At 65.9% G+C, this 14,348-nt stretch carries 8 protein-coding genes; all 8 read left to right on the top strand.

Annotated elements, in window-relative coordinates; all coding sequences use genetic code 11:
- Positions 1–15 precede the first annotated feature (15 nt).
- Entirely contained in the window at positions 16–2,241 is a 2,226-nt protein-coding gene (gene pilQ / locus PVZ72_RS10575) for a type IV pilus secretin PilQ (RefSeq protein ID WP_187980378.1), read from the top strand.
- Positions 2,242–2,246: 5 nt separating this feature from the next.
- Entirely contained in the window at positions 2,247–2,765 is a 519-nt protein-coding gene (aroK, locus tag PVZ72_RS10570) for a shikimate kinase AroK (protein WP_133861489.1), read from the top strand.
- A 52-nt stretch (positions 2,766–2,817) separates the two neighbouring features.
- Entirely contained in the window at positions 2,818–3,912 is a 1,095-nt protein-coding gene (gene aroB, locus PVZ72_RS10565; RefSeq protein ID WP_187980377.1) for a 3-dehydroquinate synthase, read from the top strand.
- A gap of 18 nt (positions 3,913–3,930) precedes the next feature.
- Positions 3,931–5,529 carry an AAA family ATPase gene (locus PVZ72_RS10560; protein WP_273861873.1) on the top strand — a complete coding sequence of 533 codons (1,599 nt, stop codon included), beginning with the start codon at positions 3,931–3,933 and terminating at the stop codon, positions 5,527–5,529.
- 216 nt (positions 5,530–5,745) lie between these two features.
- Entirely contained in the window at positions 5,746–10,194 is a 4,449-nt protein-coding gene (gltB, locus tag PVZ72_RS10555; protein ID WP_273861872.1) for a glutamate synthase large subunit, read from the top strand.
- 90 nt (positions 10,195–10,284) lie between these two features.
- Positions 10,285–11,703 carry an FAD-dependent oxidoreductase gene (locus PVZ72_RS10550; RefSeq protein WP_133861485.1) on the top strand — a complete coding sequence of 473 codons (1,419 nt, stop codon included), beginning with the start codon at positions 10,285–10,287 and terminating at the stop codon, positions 11,701–11,703.
- A 421-nt stretch (positions 11,704–12,124) separates the two neighbouring features.
- Complete coding sequence (hemE, locus tag PVZ72_RS10545; protein WP_273861871.1) at positions 12,125–13,192, top strand: uroporphyrinogen decarboxylase; 1,068 nt, start codon at positions 12,125–12,127, stop codon at positions 13,190–13,192.
- Between the two features lie 92 nt (positions 13,193–13,284).
- Positions 13,285–14,298 (top strand): Ldh family oxidoreductase, encoded by a 1,014-nt coding sequence (locus tag PVZ72_RS10540; RefSeq protein WP_273861870.1) that lies wholly within the window; start codon positions 13,285–13,287, stop codon positions 14,296–14,298.
- The last annotated feature ends 50 nt before the right edge of the window (positions 14,299–14,348 follow it).

Genomic DNA, 14,348 nt, shown 5'->3' with positions numbered 1-14,348 from the left:
GGCAGGGCGAGCACTGTGAACACTACTATCGCGGGACGACTGGGACTGGCCCTGCTGCTGAGCAGCCTGGCCGGTCAGGCCCTGGCAGCCGATCTGCAGGCCTTGAACGTCGCCTCCCTGCCCGGGGATCGTATCGAACTCAAGCTGACCTTCGATCAGCCGGTGCCGGTGCCCAAGGGCTACACCATCGAGCAGCCGGCGCGGATTGCCCTGGATCTGCCCGGCGTGGCCAACAAGCTGGGTACCAAGAGCCGCGAGCTGGGCAATGGCAATGCTCGCAGCGTGACGGTGGTCGAGGCGGGAAATCGCACCCGCCTGATCATCAACCTCACCAACCTGGCCAGCTACGACACCCGGGCCGACGGCCGCAACCTGTTCGTCACCATCGGCGGCACCGCCGGTCGCCAGACTGCCAGCGCCCAGGCCAATCTGACGCCCAACCTGCCGCGCGCCGCCGCGCCGGCCACCGTGACCGCACCCTCGTCCGCCCCCCTGCCCGGTGCGGTCGCCCGCACGCCGCTGCCGCCGACCCAGGCCACTTCCACCGTAGCGGCCATGACCGCGCCGCGGCCGCAACTGCGCGGCAAGGCGATCCGCCATATCGATTTCCAGCGGGGTCCCCAGGGCGAGGGCAACGTGGTCATCGACCTGAGCGAGACCGGCATCAACCCGGACATCCAGGAGCAGGGCGGCAAGATCCGCCTGACCTTCGCCGGTACCCAGCTGCCCGAAGAGCTGCGCGTGCGCCTGGACGTCAAGGACTTCGCCACCCCCGTGCAGTTCGTCAACGCCTCCGCTGACAGCGGCGGGGCGTCCATCGTCATCGAACCGACCGGGACCTACGACTACCTGGCCTACCAGACCAACAATCGTCTGACCCTGAGCGTCAAGCCGCTCACCACCGAGGAAAAGGAAAAGCGCGCAGCCGATCGCTTCACCTATACCGGTGAAAAACTGTCGCTGAATTTCCAGGACATCGACGTCCGCTCGGTGCTGCAGCTGATCGCCGATTTCACCAATCTCAACCTGGTGGCGAGCGACACCGTGCAGGGCAACATCACCCTGCGCCTGCAGAACGTGCCCTGGGACCAGGCGCTGGATCTGATCCTCAAGACCAAGGGTCTCGACAAGCGCCAGATCGGCAACGTGCTGCTGGTTGCACCGGCCGACGAGATCGCCGCCCGCGAGCGTCAGGAGCTGGAATCCCAGAAGCAGATCCAGCAGCTGGCCCCGCTGCGTCGCGACCTGATCCAGGTCAACTACGCCAAGGCCGCCGATATCGCCAAGCTGTTCCAGTCGGTGACCAGCGCCGACAAGACCGCCGACGAGCGCGGCTCCATCTCGGTGGACGAGCGCACCAACAGCATCATTGCCTACCAGACCCAGAATCGCCTGGACGAACTCCGGCGCATCGTCTCGCAGCTGGACATCCCGGTGCGCCAGGTGATGATCGAGGCGCGGCTGGTGGAGGCCAACGTCGACTACAGCAAGCAGCTGGGCGTGCGCTGGGGCGGTAACGCCAGTTCGGGCAACTTCGCGGTCTATGGCAAGGACGGCGCCACCACGGTCGATCCTACTACCGGTCAGGCCTTCCTGCCGGGCACCAGTACCGTGGGTAATTTCACTTCTACCAACGGCGTCGCGCCCACGCCCTTCGTCGACATGGGCGTTTCCGGCAGCACCTCGGGCATCGGCGTCGGCTTCATGGTCGGTGGCAAGATGCTCGACCTGCAGCTGTCCGCGCTGCAATCCAGTGGCAATGGCGAAATCATCTCCCAGCCCAAGGTGGTGACCTCGGACAAGGAGACCGCCAAGATCCTGCGCGGTACCGAGATCCCCTACCAGGAAGCCAGCTCCAGCGGTGCCACCAGCACCAGCTTCAAGCAGGCTGCCCTGTCGCTGGAGGTCACACCGCAGATCACCCCGGACAACCGCATCATCATGGAGGTCAAGGTCAACAAGGATGCCCCTGACTACCAGAATGCCCTCAACGGCGTGCCGCCGATCAGCAAGAACGAGGTCAATGCCAAGGTGCTGGTGAGCGATGGCGAGACCATCGTGCTGGGCGGGGTGTTCTCCAATACCCAGACCAAGTCCACCACCAAGGTGCCGATGCTGGGGGATATTCCCTATGTCGGCCGACTGTTCCGCCGGGATTCGGTCACCGACAGCAAAGTCGAGCTGCTGATCTTCCTCACGCCGCGTATCATGAACAACCAGGCGATAGCGGTTGGTCGATGACATAAGTGCGTAATCTGTTTCTCGTAGGACCGATGGGCTCGGGCAAGAGCACCATCGGCCGGCTCCTGGCGAAGGAATTGCGGCTGCCGTTCAAGGATTCCGACAAGGTAATCGAAGAACGTACCGGTGCCGACATCCCCTGGATCTTCGATGTGGAAGGCGAGCAGGGCTTTCGCGAGCGCGAACGCGCTGCGATCGCCGAGCTGTGCGCGGAAAACGGCCTGGTAATGGCCACCGGCGGGGGCGCCGTGCTGCGCGAGGACAATCGCCAGGCGCTCAAGCACGGCGGACGGGTCATCTATCTGCATGCCTCCATCGAGCAGCAGATCGAACGCACCTCCCGCGATCGCAACCGTCCCCTCCTGCAGACCGCCGATCCTGCGGCGGTGCTGCGCAATCTCATGGCCATGCGCGACCCGCTGTACCGCGAGATCGCCGATATCATCATCGAGACCGACGAGCGGCCACCCCGGCTGGTCGTGCTGCAGATACTCGACCGTCTGAAAGCCCTGGCGCCGCATTAAAGCCGCAAGCGTTCTGCGCTATGCTAGGCGCCCTTTGAATCAAGGTGACGGCATGCGGACTCTTCACGTCGAGCTCGGTGAGCGCAGCTACCCGATCTACATCGGCCAGGGCCTTCTGGATCGGCGGGACTGCTTCCTGCCCCATCTCGCCGGGCGCAAGGTGGCGATCGTCACCAATGAAACCATCGCGCCGCTCTATCTGGAGCGCCTGCTGCGCACCCTGGGCGACCGCCAGGTCAGCTCGATCGTGCTGCCCGATGGCGAGGCGCACAAGAACTGGGAAACCCTGCAGCTGATCTTCGACGGCCTGCTGCAGGATCGCCATGATCGCAAGACCACCCTCATCGCCCTCGGTGGCGGGGTGATCGGCGACATGGGCGGATTCGCCGCGGCCTGCTATCAGCGCGGGGTGGACTTCATTCAGGTGCCGACCACGCTGCTGTCCCAGGTCGATTCCTCGGTGGGTGGCAAGACCGGCATCAACCACCCGCTGGGCAAGAACATGATCGGCGCCTTCTACCAGCCCAAGGCCGTGGTCATCGACACCGACAGCCTGGCGACCCTGCCGGCGCGCGAACTGTCGGCGGGTCTGGCCGAGGTCATCAAGTACGGCCTGATCTGCGACGAACCCTTCCTCGGCTGGCTCGAAGAGCATGTCGAGGCGCTGCTGGCGCTGGACCAGCAGGCCCTCACCCAAGCCATCGAGCGTTCCTGCGCGGCCAAGGCCCAGGTGGTCGGCAGCGACGAGCGCGAGTCGGGCCTGCGTGCCATCCTCAATCTCGGCCATACCTTCGGTCACGCCATCGAGACCCACCAGGGCTATGGCGTCTGGCTGCATGGCGAGGCGGTTTCCGCCGGCATGGTCATGGCGTTGCAGATGTCCCTGCTGCTGGGCTGGCTCACGGCTGCCCAGCGCGACCGCGCCCTGCGCCTGCTGGTCCGGGCGGGGCTTCCCGTGGTACCGCCGGCGGACATGCAGCCGGCCGATTTCGAACGCCTCATGGCGGTGGACAAGAAGGTCCTGGATGGACAACTCCGGCTGGTACTGCTCAGTGACCTGGGCCAGGCCGTGGTGACCGCCGACTTCGCCCGCGACATTCTCGAGCAGACGCTGCGTACCGATTACCAAGCGCTGACCGCCCAGTAAGGAGAACAAGAGAGTCCCATGTCCAATCTGCACGCCGACGAAGCCTTCCTCGGTCACTATCAGTTCACTCACGACCCGTTCGCCGCCCGCGTTCCCGGTTTCAAATTCTTTCCGGCGCAGCGCAAGCCGGTGCTGGGCCAGTTGCATCATCTGGCCCGCTACAGCCAGCTGCTGCTGGTGGTCAGCGGCCCTGAGGGCAGTGGCAAGACGCTGCTGCGCCAGGCGCTGGCGGCCAGTACCAAGAAGGAGGCCGTGCACTGCGTGGTGATTTCCGCGCAGAACGGCGGCGACGCCCGTACCGTGCTGGCCCAGGTCGCCAAGGGCGTGGGCGCCGACAGCCAGACGCCGGCGGCCATTCTCGCGCAGGCGGCGGAAGTGCGCCTGGCGGGGCAGGAGGTCTACATCCTGGTGGATGACGCCGAGGCGCTGGCCACCCCCGCGCTGGAAGCCCTGCTGGAACTGGCCGGTGGCGGCGAAAAGGAGCGCCTGCACGTCTTCCTGTTCGGCGAAGCGGAAGTGGTGATGCGCCTGGAAGACATCGCCCAGGGCGAAGAGCGCTATCACGCCATCGAGTTGCTGCCCTACAGCGAGAGCGAGGCCGAGGAATATCTGGCCCAGCGCCTGGAGGGTGCCGGCCAGGGCCTGGAGATCTTTACCGACGAGCAACTCGCGACCATCCACCAGCGCTCCGGCGGCTGGCCCGGTCGGCTCAACGAAGAAGCCCGGGATGTCCTGGTGGCGGGCATGAGCGCCCGGCGCAAGAAGGCCGCCGCACCGGCGAAGGGCTCGCGCAATCTGCTGGCGGCGCTGCCGCGCAAGCACCTGGTCATTCTCGGGGTGGTGGTGCTGGCAGTCGGCGCCGCGGCGCTGTCGCTGAAGGGCGGCAAGAGCGAGGCCCCGGCCACCGGCACGGCCGGACAGGACCTGCCCATGGGTAGCCAGAACACCGCCTCTGCCGGCAAGGACGCCCAAGGGGCGCCCATCCAGTTCGACGGCTCTTCCAAGCCGCTGCCCCTGCCGCTGGTGGGTGAGTCGCAGCCGGTCATCCGTGAACCCCTGGCGGAAGCGGCTGGTGGCCGGCAGGCGGGTACCGCGGCCGGTAACGACATGGGCGCTGGCGGCGTGCCGCCGACCGTGACCACCGAGGCCCCGCCGGTCAGTGACGAAGACGAACTGCCCAGCCGGACACCGGCACGCACGCCAGCGCCCAGTGCGCCGGCAGTGGCTGCCCCGGCGCCCCGGCATACCGCGCCTGCGCCTACCGCCGCGCCGGCACCGGCCAAGCCGGCCCCGACGGCGGCGCCTGCCCACGCCGGCAGTGCCGCGGCGGGCTGGTACGGCAGCCAGTCCGGTAGCAAATACGCCTTGCAGGTGGTGGGCACCAGCACCGAAAAGGCCGCGCAGGACTTCATCGCCGGCCAGTCCGACAGTGGCAACTTCCGCTATTTCAAGAAGAGCTACCAGGGCAAGGCGCTCTATGTGGTGACCTACGGCAACTTCGCCAATCGGGCGGCGGCGGAAGCGGCGGTCAAGCAGCTGCCGGCCAAGGTGCAGGCCAGCAAACCCTGGCCGCGGACCTTCGCCAGCATCCAGCAGGACATCGCCACCAGTCGCTGATTCTTGCCTGAAATGCAAATAAAGCCCCGGTGCTATCACGAGCGTGATGCCGGGGCTTTCTTTTTTGCGTCACCAAATTTTCATCAGGTGTCATCAGTGTTTGTCGTAAGCGATTTTTTCGCTACACTGGTCAGCCTTTGACTGTCCGAAAAAAGTTCAAATAAGCGGACCGTTTTGTGATGCCTTCGCAATAACCTGATTGCCGGTGAGAGCGCTATGAAAGCAGGCCTGTTCAATCCCGATAGCTTCAAGGACAACTGCGGCTTCGGCCTGATCGCCCATATGCAGGGCGAGCCCAGCCACGACCTGCTGGAAACGGCCATTGAAGCCCTGACCTGCATGACCCACCGGGGCGGTATCAACGCGGACGGCAAGACCGGTGACGGTTGCGGTCTGCTCATGCAGAAGCCGGACGCCTTCCTGCGCGCCATCGCCCAGGAGCAGTTCGGTGCCGAATTGCCCGAGCAGTACGCTGCCGGCGTGGTGTTCTTCAACCAGGACGAGGCCCGTGCCGAACGGGCCCGTGCCAACATGAACCTGGAGATCGAGGCCGCCGGCCTGACCCTGGTCGGCTGGCGCAAGGTGCCCATCGACACCTCGGTGCTGGGTGAATTGGCCCTGGCCCGCCTGCCGCGCATCGAGCAGGTGTTCGTCGCCGGTCCGGGTCTCGACGACCAGCAGTTCGGCGTCAAGCTGTTCTCCGCCCGCCGCCGTTCCTCGGTGCGCAACGCCGAGGACGCCGAGCACTACATCTGCAGCCTGTCGTCCCGGGTCATCGTCTACAAGGGCCTGATGATGCCGGCGGATCTCGCCGCCTTCTATCCGGACCTCGGCGATCCGCGTCTGGCCACCGCCATCTGCGTCTTCCACCAGCGCTTCTCCACCAACACCCTGCCGAAGTGGCCGCTGGCGCAGCCCTTCCGCTATCTCGCCCACAATGGCGAGATCAATACCATCACCGGCAACCGCAACTGGGCCCAGGCGCGGCGGACCAAGTTCGTCAACGAACTGATCCCGGATCTCGATCAGCTCGGTCCGCTGGTCAACCGCGTCGGTTCCGACTCCTCCAGCATGGACAACATGCTGGAACTGCTGGTGACCGGCGGCATGGATCTGTTCCGCGCCGTGCGCATGATCATTCCGCCGGCCTGGCAGAACGTCGAGACCATGGACGCCGATCTGCGCGCCTTCTACGAATTCAACTCCATGCACATGGAGCCCTGGGACGGTCCGGCCGGCGTGGTGCTGACCGAAGGCCGCTACGCGGTCTGCCTGCTCGACCGCAACGGCCTGCGCCCGGCGCGCTGGGTGACCACCAAGAACGGTTACATCACCCTGGCTTCGGAAGTCGGCGTCTGGAACTACCAGCCCGACGACGTCATCGCCAAGGGCCGGGTCGGCCCGGGCCAGATCCTCGCCGTGGACACCGAGACCGGCGAGGTGCTGCAGACCGACGACATCGACAATCGCCTCAAGGCGCGCCATCCCTACAAGCAGTGGCTGCGCAAGAACGCCATGCGCATCCAGGCGACCCTGGACGACAACGATCACGGTTCGGCCTTCTACGACCAGGATCAGCTGCGCCAGTACATGAAGATGTTCCAGGTCACCTTCGAGGAGCGTGATCAGGTGCTGCGCCCGCTGGGCGAGCAGGGCCAGGAAGCCGTGGGCTCCATGGGTGACGACACCCCGATGGCGGTGCTGTCGCGGCGCATCCGTTCCCCCTACGACTATTTCCGCCAGCAATTCGCCCAGGTCACCAACCCGCCGATCGACCCGCTGCGCGAGTCCATCGTCATGTCCCTGGAGACCTGCCTGGGCGCCGAGCGCAATGTCTTCGAGGAAACCGCCGAGCACGCCGATCGCGCCATCCTGAGCAGTCCGGTGGTCTCGCCGGCCAAGTGGCGGACCATTCTCAACATGCCCAAGCCCGGCTTCGAGCATGTCAAGATCGACCTCAACTACCCCGAGTCCATGGGCCTCGAGGCGGCCTTGCGCAACATCGTCGAGCAGGCCGAGGAGGCCGTGCGCGCCGGCAAGGTGCTGCTGGTGCTGACCGACCGCCACATCGAGCCGGGCAAGCTGCCGGTACACGCGGTGCTGGCCACCGGCGCCGTGCACCATCACCTGGTCAACCTGGGGCTGCGCACCAGCAGCAATATCCTGGTGGAGACCGCCACCGCCCGTGATCCGCACCACTTCGCCGTGCTGCTGGGCTTCGGCGCCACCGCGGTCTATCCGTTCCTGGCCTACGAGGTGCTGGGCGATCTGATCCGCACCGGCGAGGTGCTGGGCGACCTCTACGAGGTGTTCAAGTACTACCGCAAGGGCATCACCAAGGGCCTGCTCAAGGTGATCTCCAAGATGGGCATCTCCACCGTCGCCTCCTATCGCGGCGCCCAGCTGTTCGAGGCCGTGGGCCTGGCGGACGAGGTCACCAACCTCTGCTTCCCCGGGGTCACCAGCCGCATCAAGGGTGCGCGCTTCGTCGACCTGGAAGCCGAGCAGAAGCTGCTGGCCGGCGAGGCCTGGAACAACCGCAAGCCGATCCAGCCGGGTGGCCTGCTCAAGTTCGTCTATGGCGGCGAGTACCACGCCTACAACCCGGACGTGGTCAATCTGCTGCAGGCCGCCGTGCAACAGGGCGACTACGCCAAGTTCCGCGAATACACCGCGCTGGTGGACCAGCGTCCGGTGGCCATGATCCGCGACCTGCTCAAGGTGAAGACCAGCGACCAGCCCCTGGCGCTGGACGAGATCGAGCCGCTGGCCAACATCTTCACCCGCTTCGACGCGGCCGGCATCTCCCTGGGCGCTCTCTCGCCGGAGGCCCACGAGGCCCTGGCCGAGGCCATGAACCGCCTGGGTGGGCGCTCCAACTCCGGTGAGGGCGGCGAGGACCCGGCGCGCTACGGCACCATCAAGAGCTCCAAGATCAAGCAGGTGGCCACCGGCCGCTTTGGCGTCACCCCCGAGTACCTGGTCAATGCCGAGGTCCTGCAGATCAAGGTGGCCCAGGGCGCCAAGCCGGGCGAGGGCGGCCAGCTGCCCGGTGGCAAGGTCAACGGCCTGATCGCCAAGCTGCGCTATGCGGTACCCGGCGTGACCCTGATCTCGCCGCCGCCGCACCACGACATCTATTCCATCGAAGACCTGTCGCAGCTGATCTTTGACCTCAAGCAGGTCAACCCCAAGGCGCTGGTATCGGTCAAGCTGGTGTCCGAGCCCGGCGTGGGGACGGTAGCGGCTGGTGTGGCCAAGGCCTATGCCGACCTCATCACCATCTCCGGCTACGACGGCGGCACCGGTGCTTCGCCGGTGACCTCCATCAAGTACGCCGGTTCGCCCTGGGAACTGGGCCTGGCCGAGGCGCACCAGACCCTGCGCGGTAACGACCTGCGCGGCAAGGTGCGGGTGCAGACCGACGGCGGTCTGAAGACCGGCCTGGACGTGATCAAGGCGGCCATCCTCGGCGCCGAGAGCTTCGGCTTCGGTACTGCGCCGATGATCGCCCTGGGCTGCAAGTACCTGCGCATCTGCCACCTGAACAACTGCGCCACCGGCGTCGCCACCCAGAACGACCGCCTGCGCAAGGAACACTTCATCGGTACGGTAGAGATGGTGATGAATTTCTTCACCTTTATCGCCGAGGAAACCCGCGAGTGGCTGGCCAGGCTGGGCGTGCGCAGCCTGGGCGAGCTGATCGGTCGTACCGATCTGCTGGAAATCCTGCCGGGCGAGACCGCCAAGCAACAGCACCTGGATCTCACCCCGCTGTTGGGTAGCGATCATATTCCGGCCGAGAAGCCGCAGTACTGTCAGGTGGAAAAGAACCCGCCGTTCGACCAGGGCCTGCTGGCCGAGGAAATGGTACGCCTGTCGCTGCCCGGGATCGAAAAGCTCGAAGGCGGTGACTTCAGCCTGAGCATCGGCAACTGCGACCGCTCCATCGGTGCCCGTGTCTCCGGTGAAATCGCCCGGCGTCACGGCAACCAGGGCATGGTCAAGGCGCCGCTGACCTTCCGCTTCAAGGGCACTGCTGGCCAGAGCTTCGGCGTCTGGAACGCCGGCGGCCTGCATATGTATCTGGAAGGCGATGCCAACGACTATGTGGGCAAGGGCATGACCGGCGGCAAGCTGGTCATCACCCCGCCCCAGGGCGCGGGCTTCAAGAGCCAGGAATCGGCCATCATCGGCAACACCTGCCTCTATGGCGCCACCGGTGGCAAGCTGTTCGCCGCCGGCACCGCCGGTGAGCGCTTCGGGGTGCGCAACTCCGGGGCCCACACGGTGGTGGAAGGCACCGGCGACCACTGCTGCGAGTACATGACCGGCGGCTTCGTCTGCGTGCTGGGCAAGACCGGCTACAACTTCGGCTCGGGCATGACCGGCGGCTTCGCCTATGTGCTGGACTTGGACAACGGTTTCTATGACCGGGTCAACCACGAACTGGTGGAGATCCAGCGCATCAACAGCGAGGCCATGGAAGCCTATCGCAGCCACCTGGAAGGGGTGCTGGCCGAATACGTGCGCGAGACCGGCAGTGCCTGGGGCAGCCATCTCCATGAGAATCTGGACGACTACCTGCGCAAGTTCTGGCTGGTGAAGCCCAAGGCGGCCAGCCTGGCGTCGCTGCTGGTCAGCACCCGCGCCCGTCCGGAATAACGACTTCGATGCCGGCGCCGCAAGGCGCCGGTTTCACCGTGATAGCTCGTGGCGCCCTGCTGAAGGGGCGCCGCTTCAAGAGGTTTGGAAATGGCTGAACGTCTGAACAACGACTTCCAGTTCATCGAGGTCGGTCGCAAGGATCCGAAGAAGAAGCTGCTGCGCCAGCGCAAGAAGGAATTCGTCGAGATCCACGATCCCTTCAAGCCCCAGCAGGCCGCCGAGCAGGCGCACCGCTGCCTGGGTTGCGGCAACCCCTATTGCGAATGGAAGTGCCCGGTGCACAACTTCATTCCCAACTGGCTCAAGCTGGTCTCCGAAGGCAACATCCTGGCGGCGGCGGAGCTGGCGCACCAGACCAACACCCTGCCCGAGGTCTGTGGCCGGGTCTGCCCGCAGGATCGGCTCTGCGAGGGCGCCTGTACCCTCAATGACGGTTTCGGCGCGGTGACCATCGGTTCGGTGGAGAAATACATCACCGACACCGCCTTCGCCATGGGCTGGCGCCCGGACATGTCCAAGGTCAAGCCGACCGGCAAGCGCGTCGCCGTGATCGGTGCCGGTCCGGCCGGCCTGGGCTGTGCCGACATCCTGGTACGCAACGGCGTGACCCCGGTGGTGTTCGACAAGCATCCCGAGATCGGTGGCCTGCTGACCTTCGGCATCCCCGAATTCAAGCTGGAAAAGACCGTGCTCAGCCGCCGCCGCGAGGTCTTCGGCGGGATGGGTGTGGAATTCCGCCTCAACACCGAGGTGGGCAAGGACGTGACCATGGACCAGTTGCTCGAGGAATTCGATGCGGTCTTCCTGGGCATGGGCACCTACACCTACATGAAGGGCGGCTTCCCCGGCGAAGATCTGCCCGGCGTGCACGACGCCCTGGATTTCCTGGTGGCCAACGTCAATCGCAACCTGGGTTTCGAAAAGGATGCGGCCGACTTCGTCGACATGAAGGGCAAGCGCGTGGTGGTCCTGGGCGGTGGTGACACCGCCATGGACTGCAACCGCACCTCCATCCGCCAGGGCGCCAAGAGCGTGACCTGCGCCTACCGCCGCGACGCCGCCAACATGCCGGGCTCGCGCAAGGAAGTGAAGAACGCCAAGGAAGAGGGCGTGAAGTTCCTCTTCAACCGCCAGCCCATCGCCATCATCGGCGAAGACAAGGTGGAAGGCGTCAAGGTGGTGGAGACCCGTCTGGGCGAGCCCGATGCCCGTGGTCGCCGCAGTCCCGAGCCGATTCCCGGTTCCGAGGAGATCCTGCCGGCCGATGCGGTGGTCATCGCCTTTGGTTTCCGCCCGAGTCCCGCGCCCTGGTTCGAGCAGTTCGGCATCGATCTCGACAGCCAGGGGCGCGTGGTCGCGCCAGGGCTGCACGAATTCAAGCACCAGACCAGCAATCCGAAGATCTTTGCCGGTGGCGACATGGTGCGTGGCTCCGACCTGGTGGTGACCGCCATCTTCGAAGGCCGCAACGCCGCCGAGGGCATCCTCGACTACCTGGGCGTCTGAGCCCAGGCCGCTGGACAGGAGCCGACCGGTGCAAGCCGGTCGGCTTTTTTGTTGCTGAAAGATTATCGAGGCCATGGCGGTTCGCCGATGCGACCGCTCCTGCCTGGCATGACGCTCTTGTAGGAGCGGTCGCTACGGCGCACCGGCATGGCCGCGATTAGCTCGTTGAATCCGTCCTCTCGAGGGTGGCTGTAATGTGCTGGGCTCGACGGTGGGTAAGGCCGCGCCGTTACCCACCCTACGGCTTCACGCCGCCACCGATGCGTAGGGTGGAAAACCGCACAGCGTTTTCCACGCGGCTATCCCTTGCCAGTCACAACCGCCACCCCATCGCCCCGATAGACAAAAGGCACGACCCGCTGCCGTGCCTTTTGCCAGCCGCTTTGCGACAATGCCGGCACTTTTGCTGCCGGATGTCGCCATGACTGCCCTGAAGAACGACCGTTTCCTGCGTGCCCTGCTCAAGCAGCCGGTGGACGTCACCCCGGTGTGGATGATGCGCCAGGCCGGGCGCTATCTGCCCGAGTACCGCGCCAGCCGGGCCCGCGCCGGGGACTTCATGAGTCTGTGCAAGAACCCACAATTCGCCTGCGAGGTGACCCTGCAGCCGCTGGAGCGCTATCCGCTGGATGCCGCCATCCTCTTTTCCGACATCCTCACCATCCCCGACGCCATGGGTCAGGGCCTCTATTTCGAGACCGGCGAGGGGCCGCGCTTTCGCAAGGTGATCGACACGCCTGCCGACATCGAGGCGCTGCCGATCCCCGATGCCGAATCCGACCTGGGCTATGTGATGGACGCCGTGCGCACCATCCGCACGGCGCTGGACGGCCGGGTACCCCTGATCGGCTTTTCCGGCAGCCCCTGGACCCTCGCCACCTACATGATCGAAGGCGGCTCCAGCAAGGATTTCCGCAAGGCCAAGGCCATGCTCTACGACACCCCCGAGGCCCTGCACCTGCTGCTGGACAAGCTGGCCCAGGCGGTCACCGCCTACCTCAACGGCCAGATCCGCGCCGGCGCCCAGGCGGTGCAGATCTTCGATACCTGGGGCGGCAACCTGTCCGCCGCGGCCTACCAGGAATTTTCCCTGGCCTACATGCGCAAGATCGTCGCCGGGCTAATCCGCGAGCATGAAGGGCGCCAGGTACCGGTGATCCTCTTCACCAAGAATGGCGGTCTCTGGCTGGAAAGCCTGGCCGACAGCGGGGCCGAGGCCCTGGGCCTGGACTGGACCTGCGACATCGGCGAAGCGCGCCGCCGTGTGGGTGCCAAGGTTGCCCTGCAAGGCAACATGGACCCCAGCGTGCTCTACGCCAAGCCGTCGGCCATCCGCGCCGAGGTTGGGCGCATCCTGGAAAGCTACGGCCAGGGCAGCGGCCACGTCTTCAACCTGGGCCATGGCATCACCCCCGAGGTGGATCCGGCCCATGCCGGTGCCTTCATCGAAGCCGTCCACGAGTTGTCGGGGCGCTACCACCAAGGCTGACTGTGCCGGGATCGGCACGACCGGTCCCAAGTCGAGCGAGCGGGGCGTGGCCGGTTACGGCATAGTCGGGGTTTTCCCGACGGAGCGCCGCCATGGCCCAGATGACCCCGGAAGAACTGCAGCACCTGGCCGAAGAGGTGCTCGCGGCCCATGGCTTCAGTCAGCCGCAGGGCGCGGCCATCGCCGCCATGATGGTGGCCGGCCAGCGTGACGACTGCGCCTCCCATGGCATCTATCGGCTCCTGGGCATCGTCAAGACGCTCAAGGCCGGCAAGGTGGTGGCAGATGCCGAGCCTCGCGTCGAAGACGTGGCACCGGCCATTGTCCGGGTCGATGCCGGGGGCGGCTTCTCGCCGCTGGCCTTTCATACGGGTCTGCCGCTGCTGGAAGCCAAGGCGCGCAAGTGCGGTCTGGCAGCCCTGGCGATCAACAACTGCGTGCACTTCTCGGCGCTCTGGGTGGAGATGGAAGCCCTCACCGCCAGGGGCCTGGTGGCCTTGGCCTGCAATCCGACCCAGGCCTATGTCGCCCCGGCCGGTGGGCGTCGTCCCCTGTTCGGTACCAATCCCATCGCCTTCGGCTGGCCACGGCCGGAAGGGCAGCCCTTCGTCTTCGACTTCGCCACCAGCGCCGTTGCCCGCGGCGAAATCGAATTGCATCGACGCGCCGGCAAGGCCCTGCCCGAGGGCTGGGGCGTGGACGCCGAGGGTGCTCCCAGCAGCGATGCCCGCACCGTGCTGGAGGAGGGCGCCATGCTCACCTTTGGTGGCCACAAGGGCTCGGCGCTGTCGGCCATGATCGAATTGCTCGCCGGTCCCCTGATCGGCGATCTCACCAGTCCGGAGTCCTCCGTGGTCGACGCCGGCGCGGGCGGGTTGCCCTATCACGGCGAACTCATCCTGGCCTTCGATCCCCAGCGCTTTCTCGGCGCCGCGGTAGCCGACTATCAGCAGCGCGCCGAGCAGCTGTTCGCCGGCATCGAGGCCCAGGGCGCCCGCCTGCCGTCGCAGCGCCGCTATCAGGCACGGACTCGTAACACCACCCGTGGCTGGGTGGAGGTGCCGGACGAACTCCTGGCCGACGTCCGGGCCCTGCTGCCCGGCTGAGTCGGGACGCGATCCGTATCACCTGAAGGAGGCTGCGACAACGCGGTCTC

This window comes from Pseudomonas sp. LA5, assembly GCF_028640825.1.
Taxonomy (GTDB): Bacteria; Pseudomonadota; Gammaproteobacteria; order Pseudomonadales; family Pseudomonadaceae; genus Chryseomonas; species Chryseomonas aestiva.
This window is presented reverse-complemented; position numbering and strand designations above follow the sequence as displayed.

Excerpts from the sequence above, each read along its gene's own strand:
- aroB (WP_187980377.1), top strand. The coding sequence starts at position 2,818 with ATGCGGACTCTTCACGTCGAGCTCGGTGAGCGCAGCTACCCGATCTAC.
- PVZ72_RS10560 (WP_273861873.1), top strand. The coding sequence starts at position 3,931 with ATGTCCAATCTGCACGCCGACGAAGCCTTCCTCGGTCACTATCAGTTC.
- gltB (WP_273861872.1), top strand. The coding sequence starts at position 5,746 with ATGAAAGCAGGCCTGTTCAATCCCGATAGCTTCAAGGACAACTGCGGC.
- PVZ72_RS10550 (WP_133861485.1), top strand. The coding sequence starts at position 10,285 with ATGGCTGAACGTCTGAACAACGACTTCCAGTTCATCGAGGTCGGTCGC.
- hemE (WP_273861871.1), top strand. The coding sequence starts at position 12,125 with ATGACTGCCCTGAAGAACGACCGTTTCCTGCGTGCCCTGCTCAAGCAG.
- PVZ72_RS10540 (WP_273861870.1), top strand. The coding sequence starts at position 13,285 with ATGGCCCAGATGACCCCGGAAGAACTGCAGCACCTGGCCGAAGAGGTG.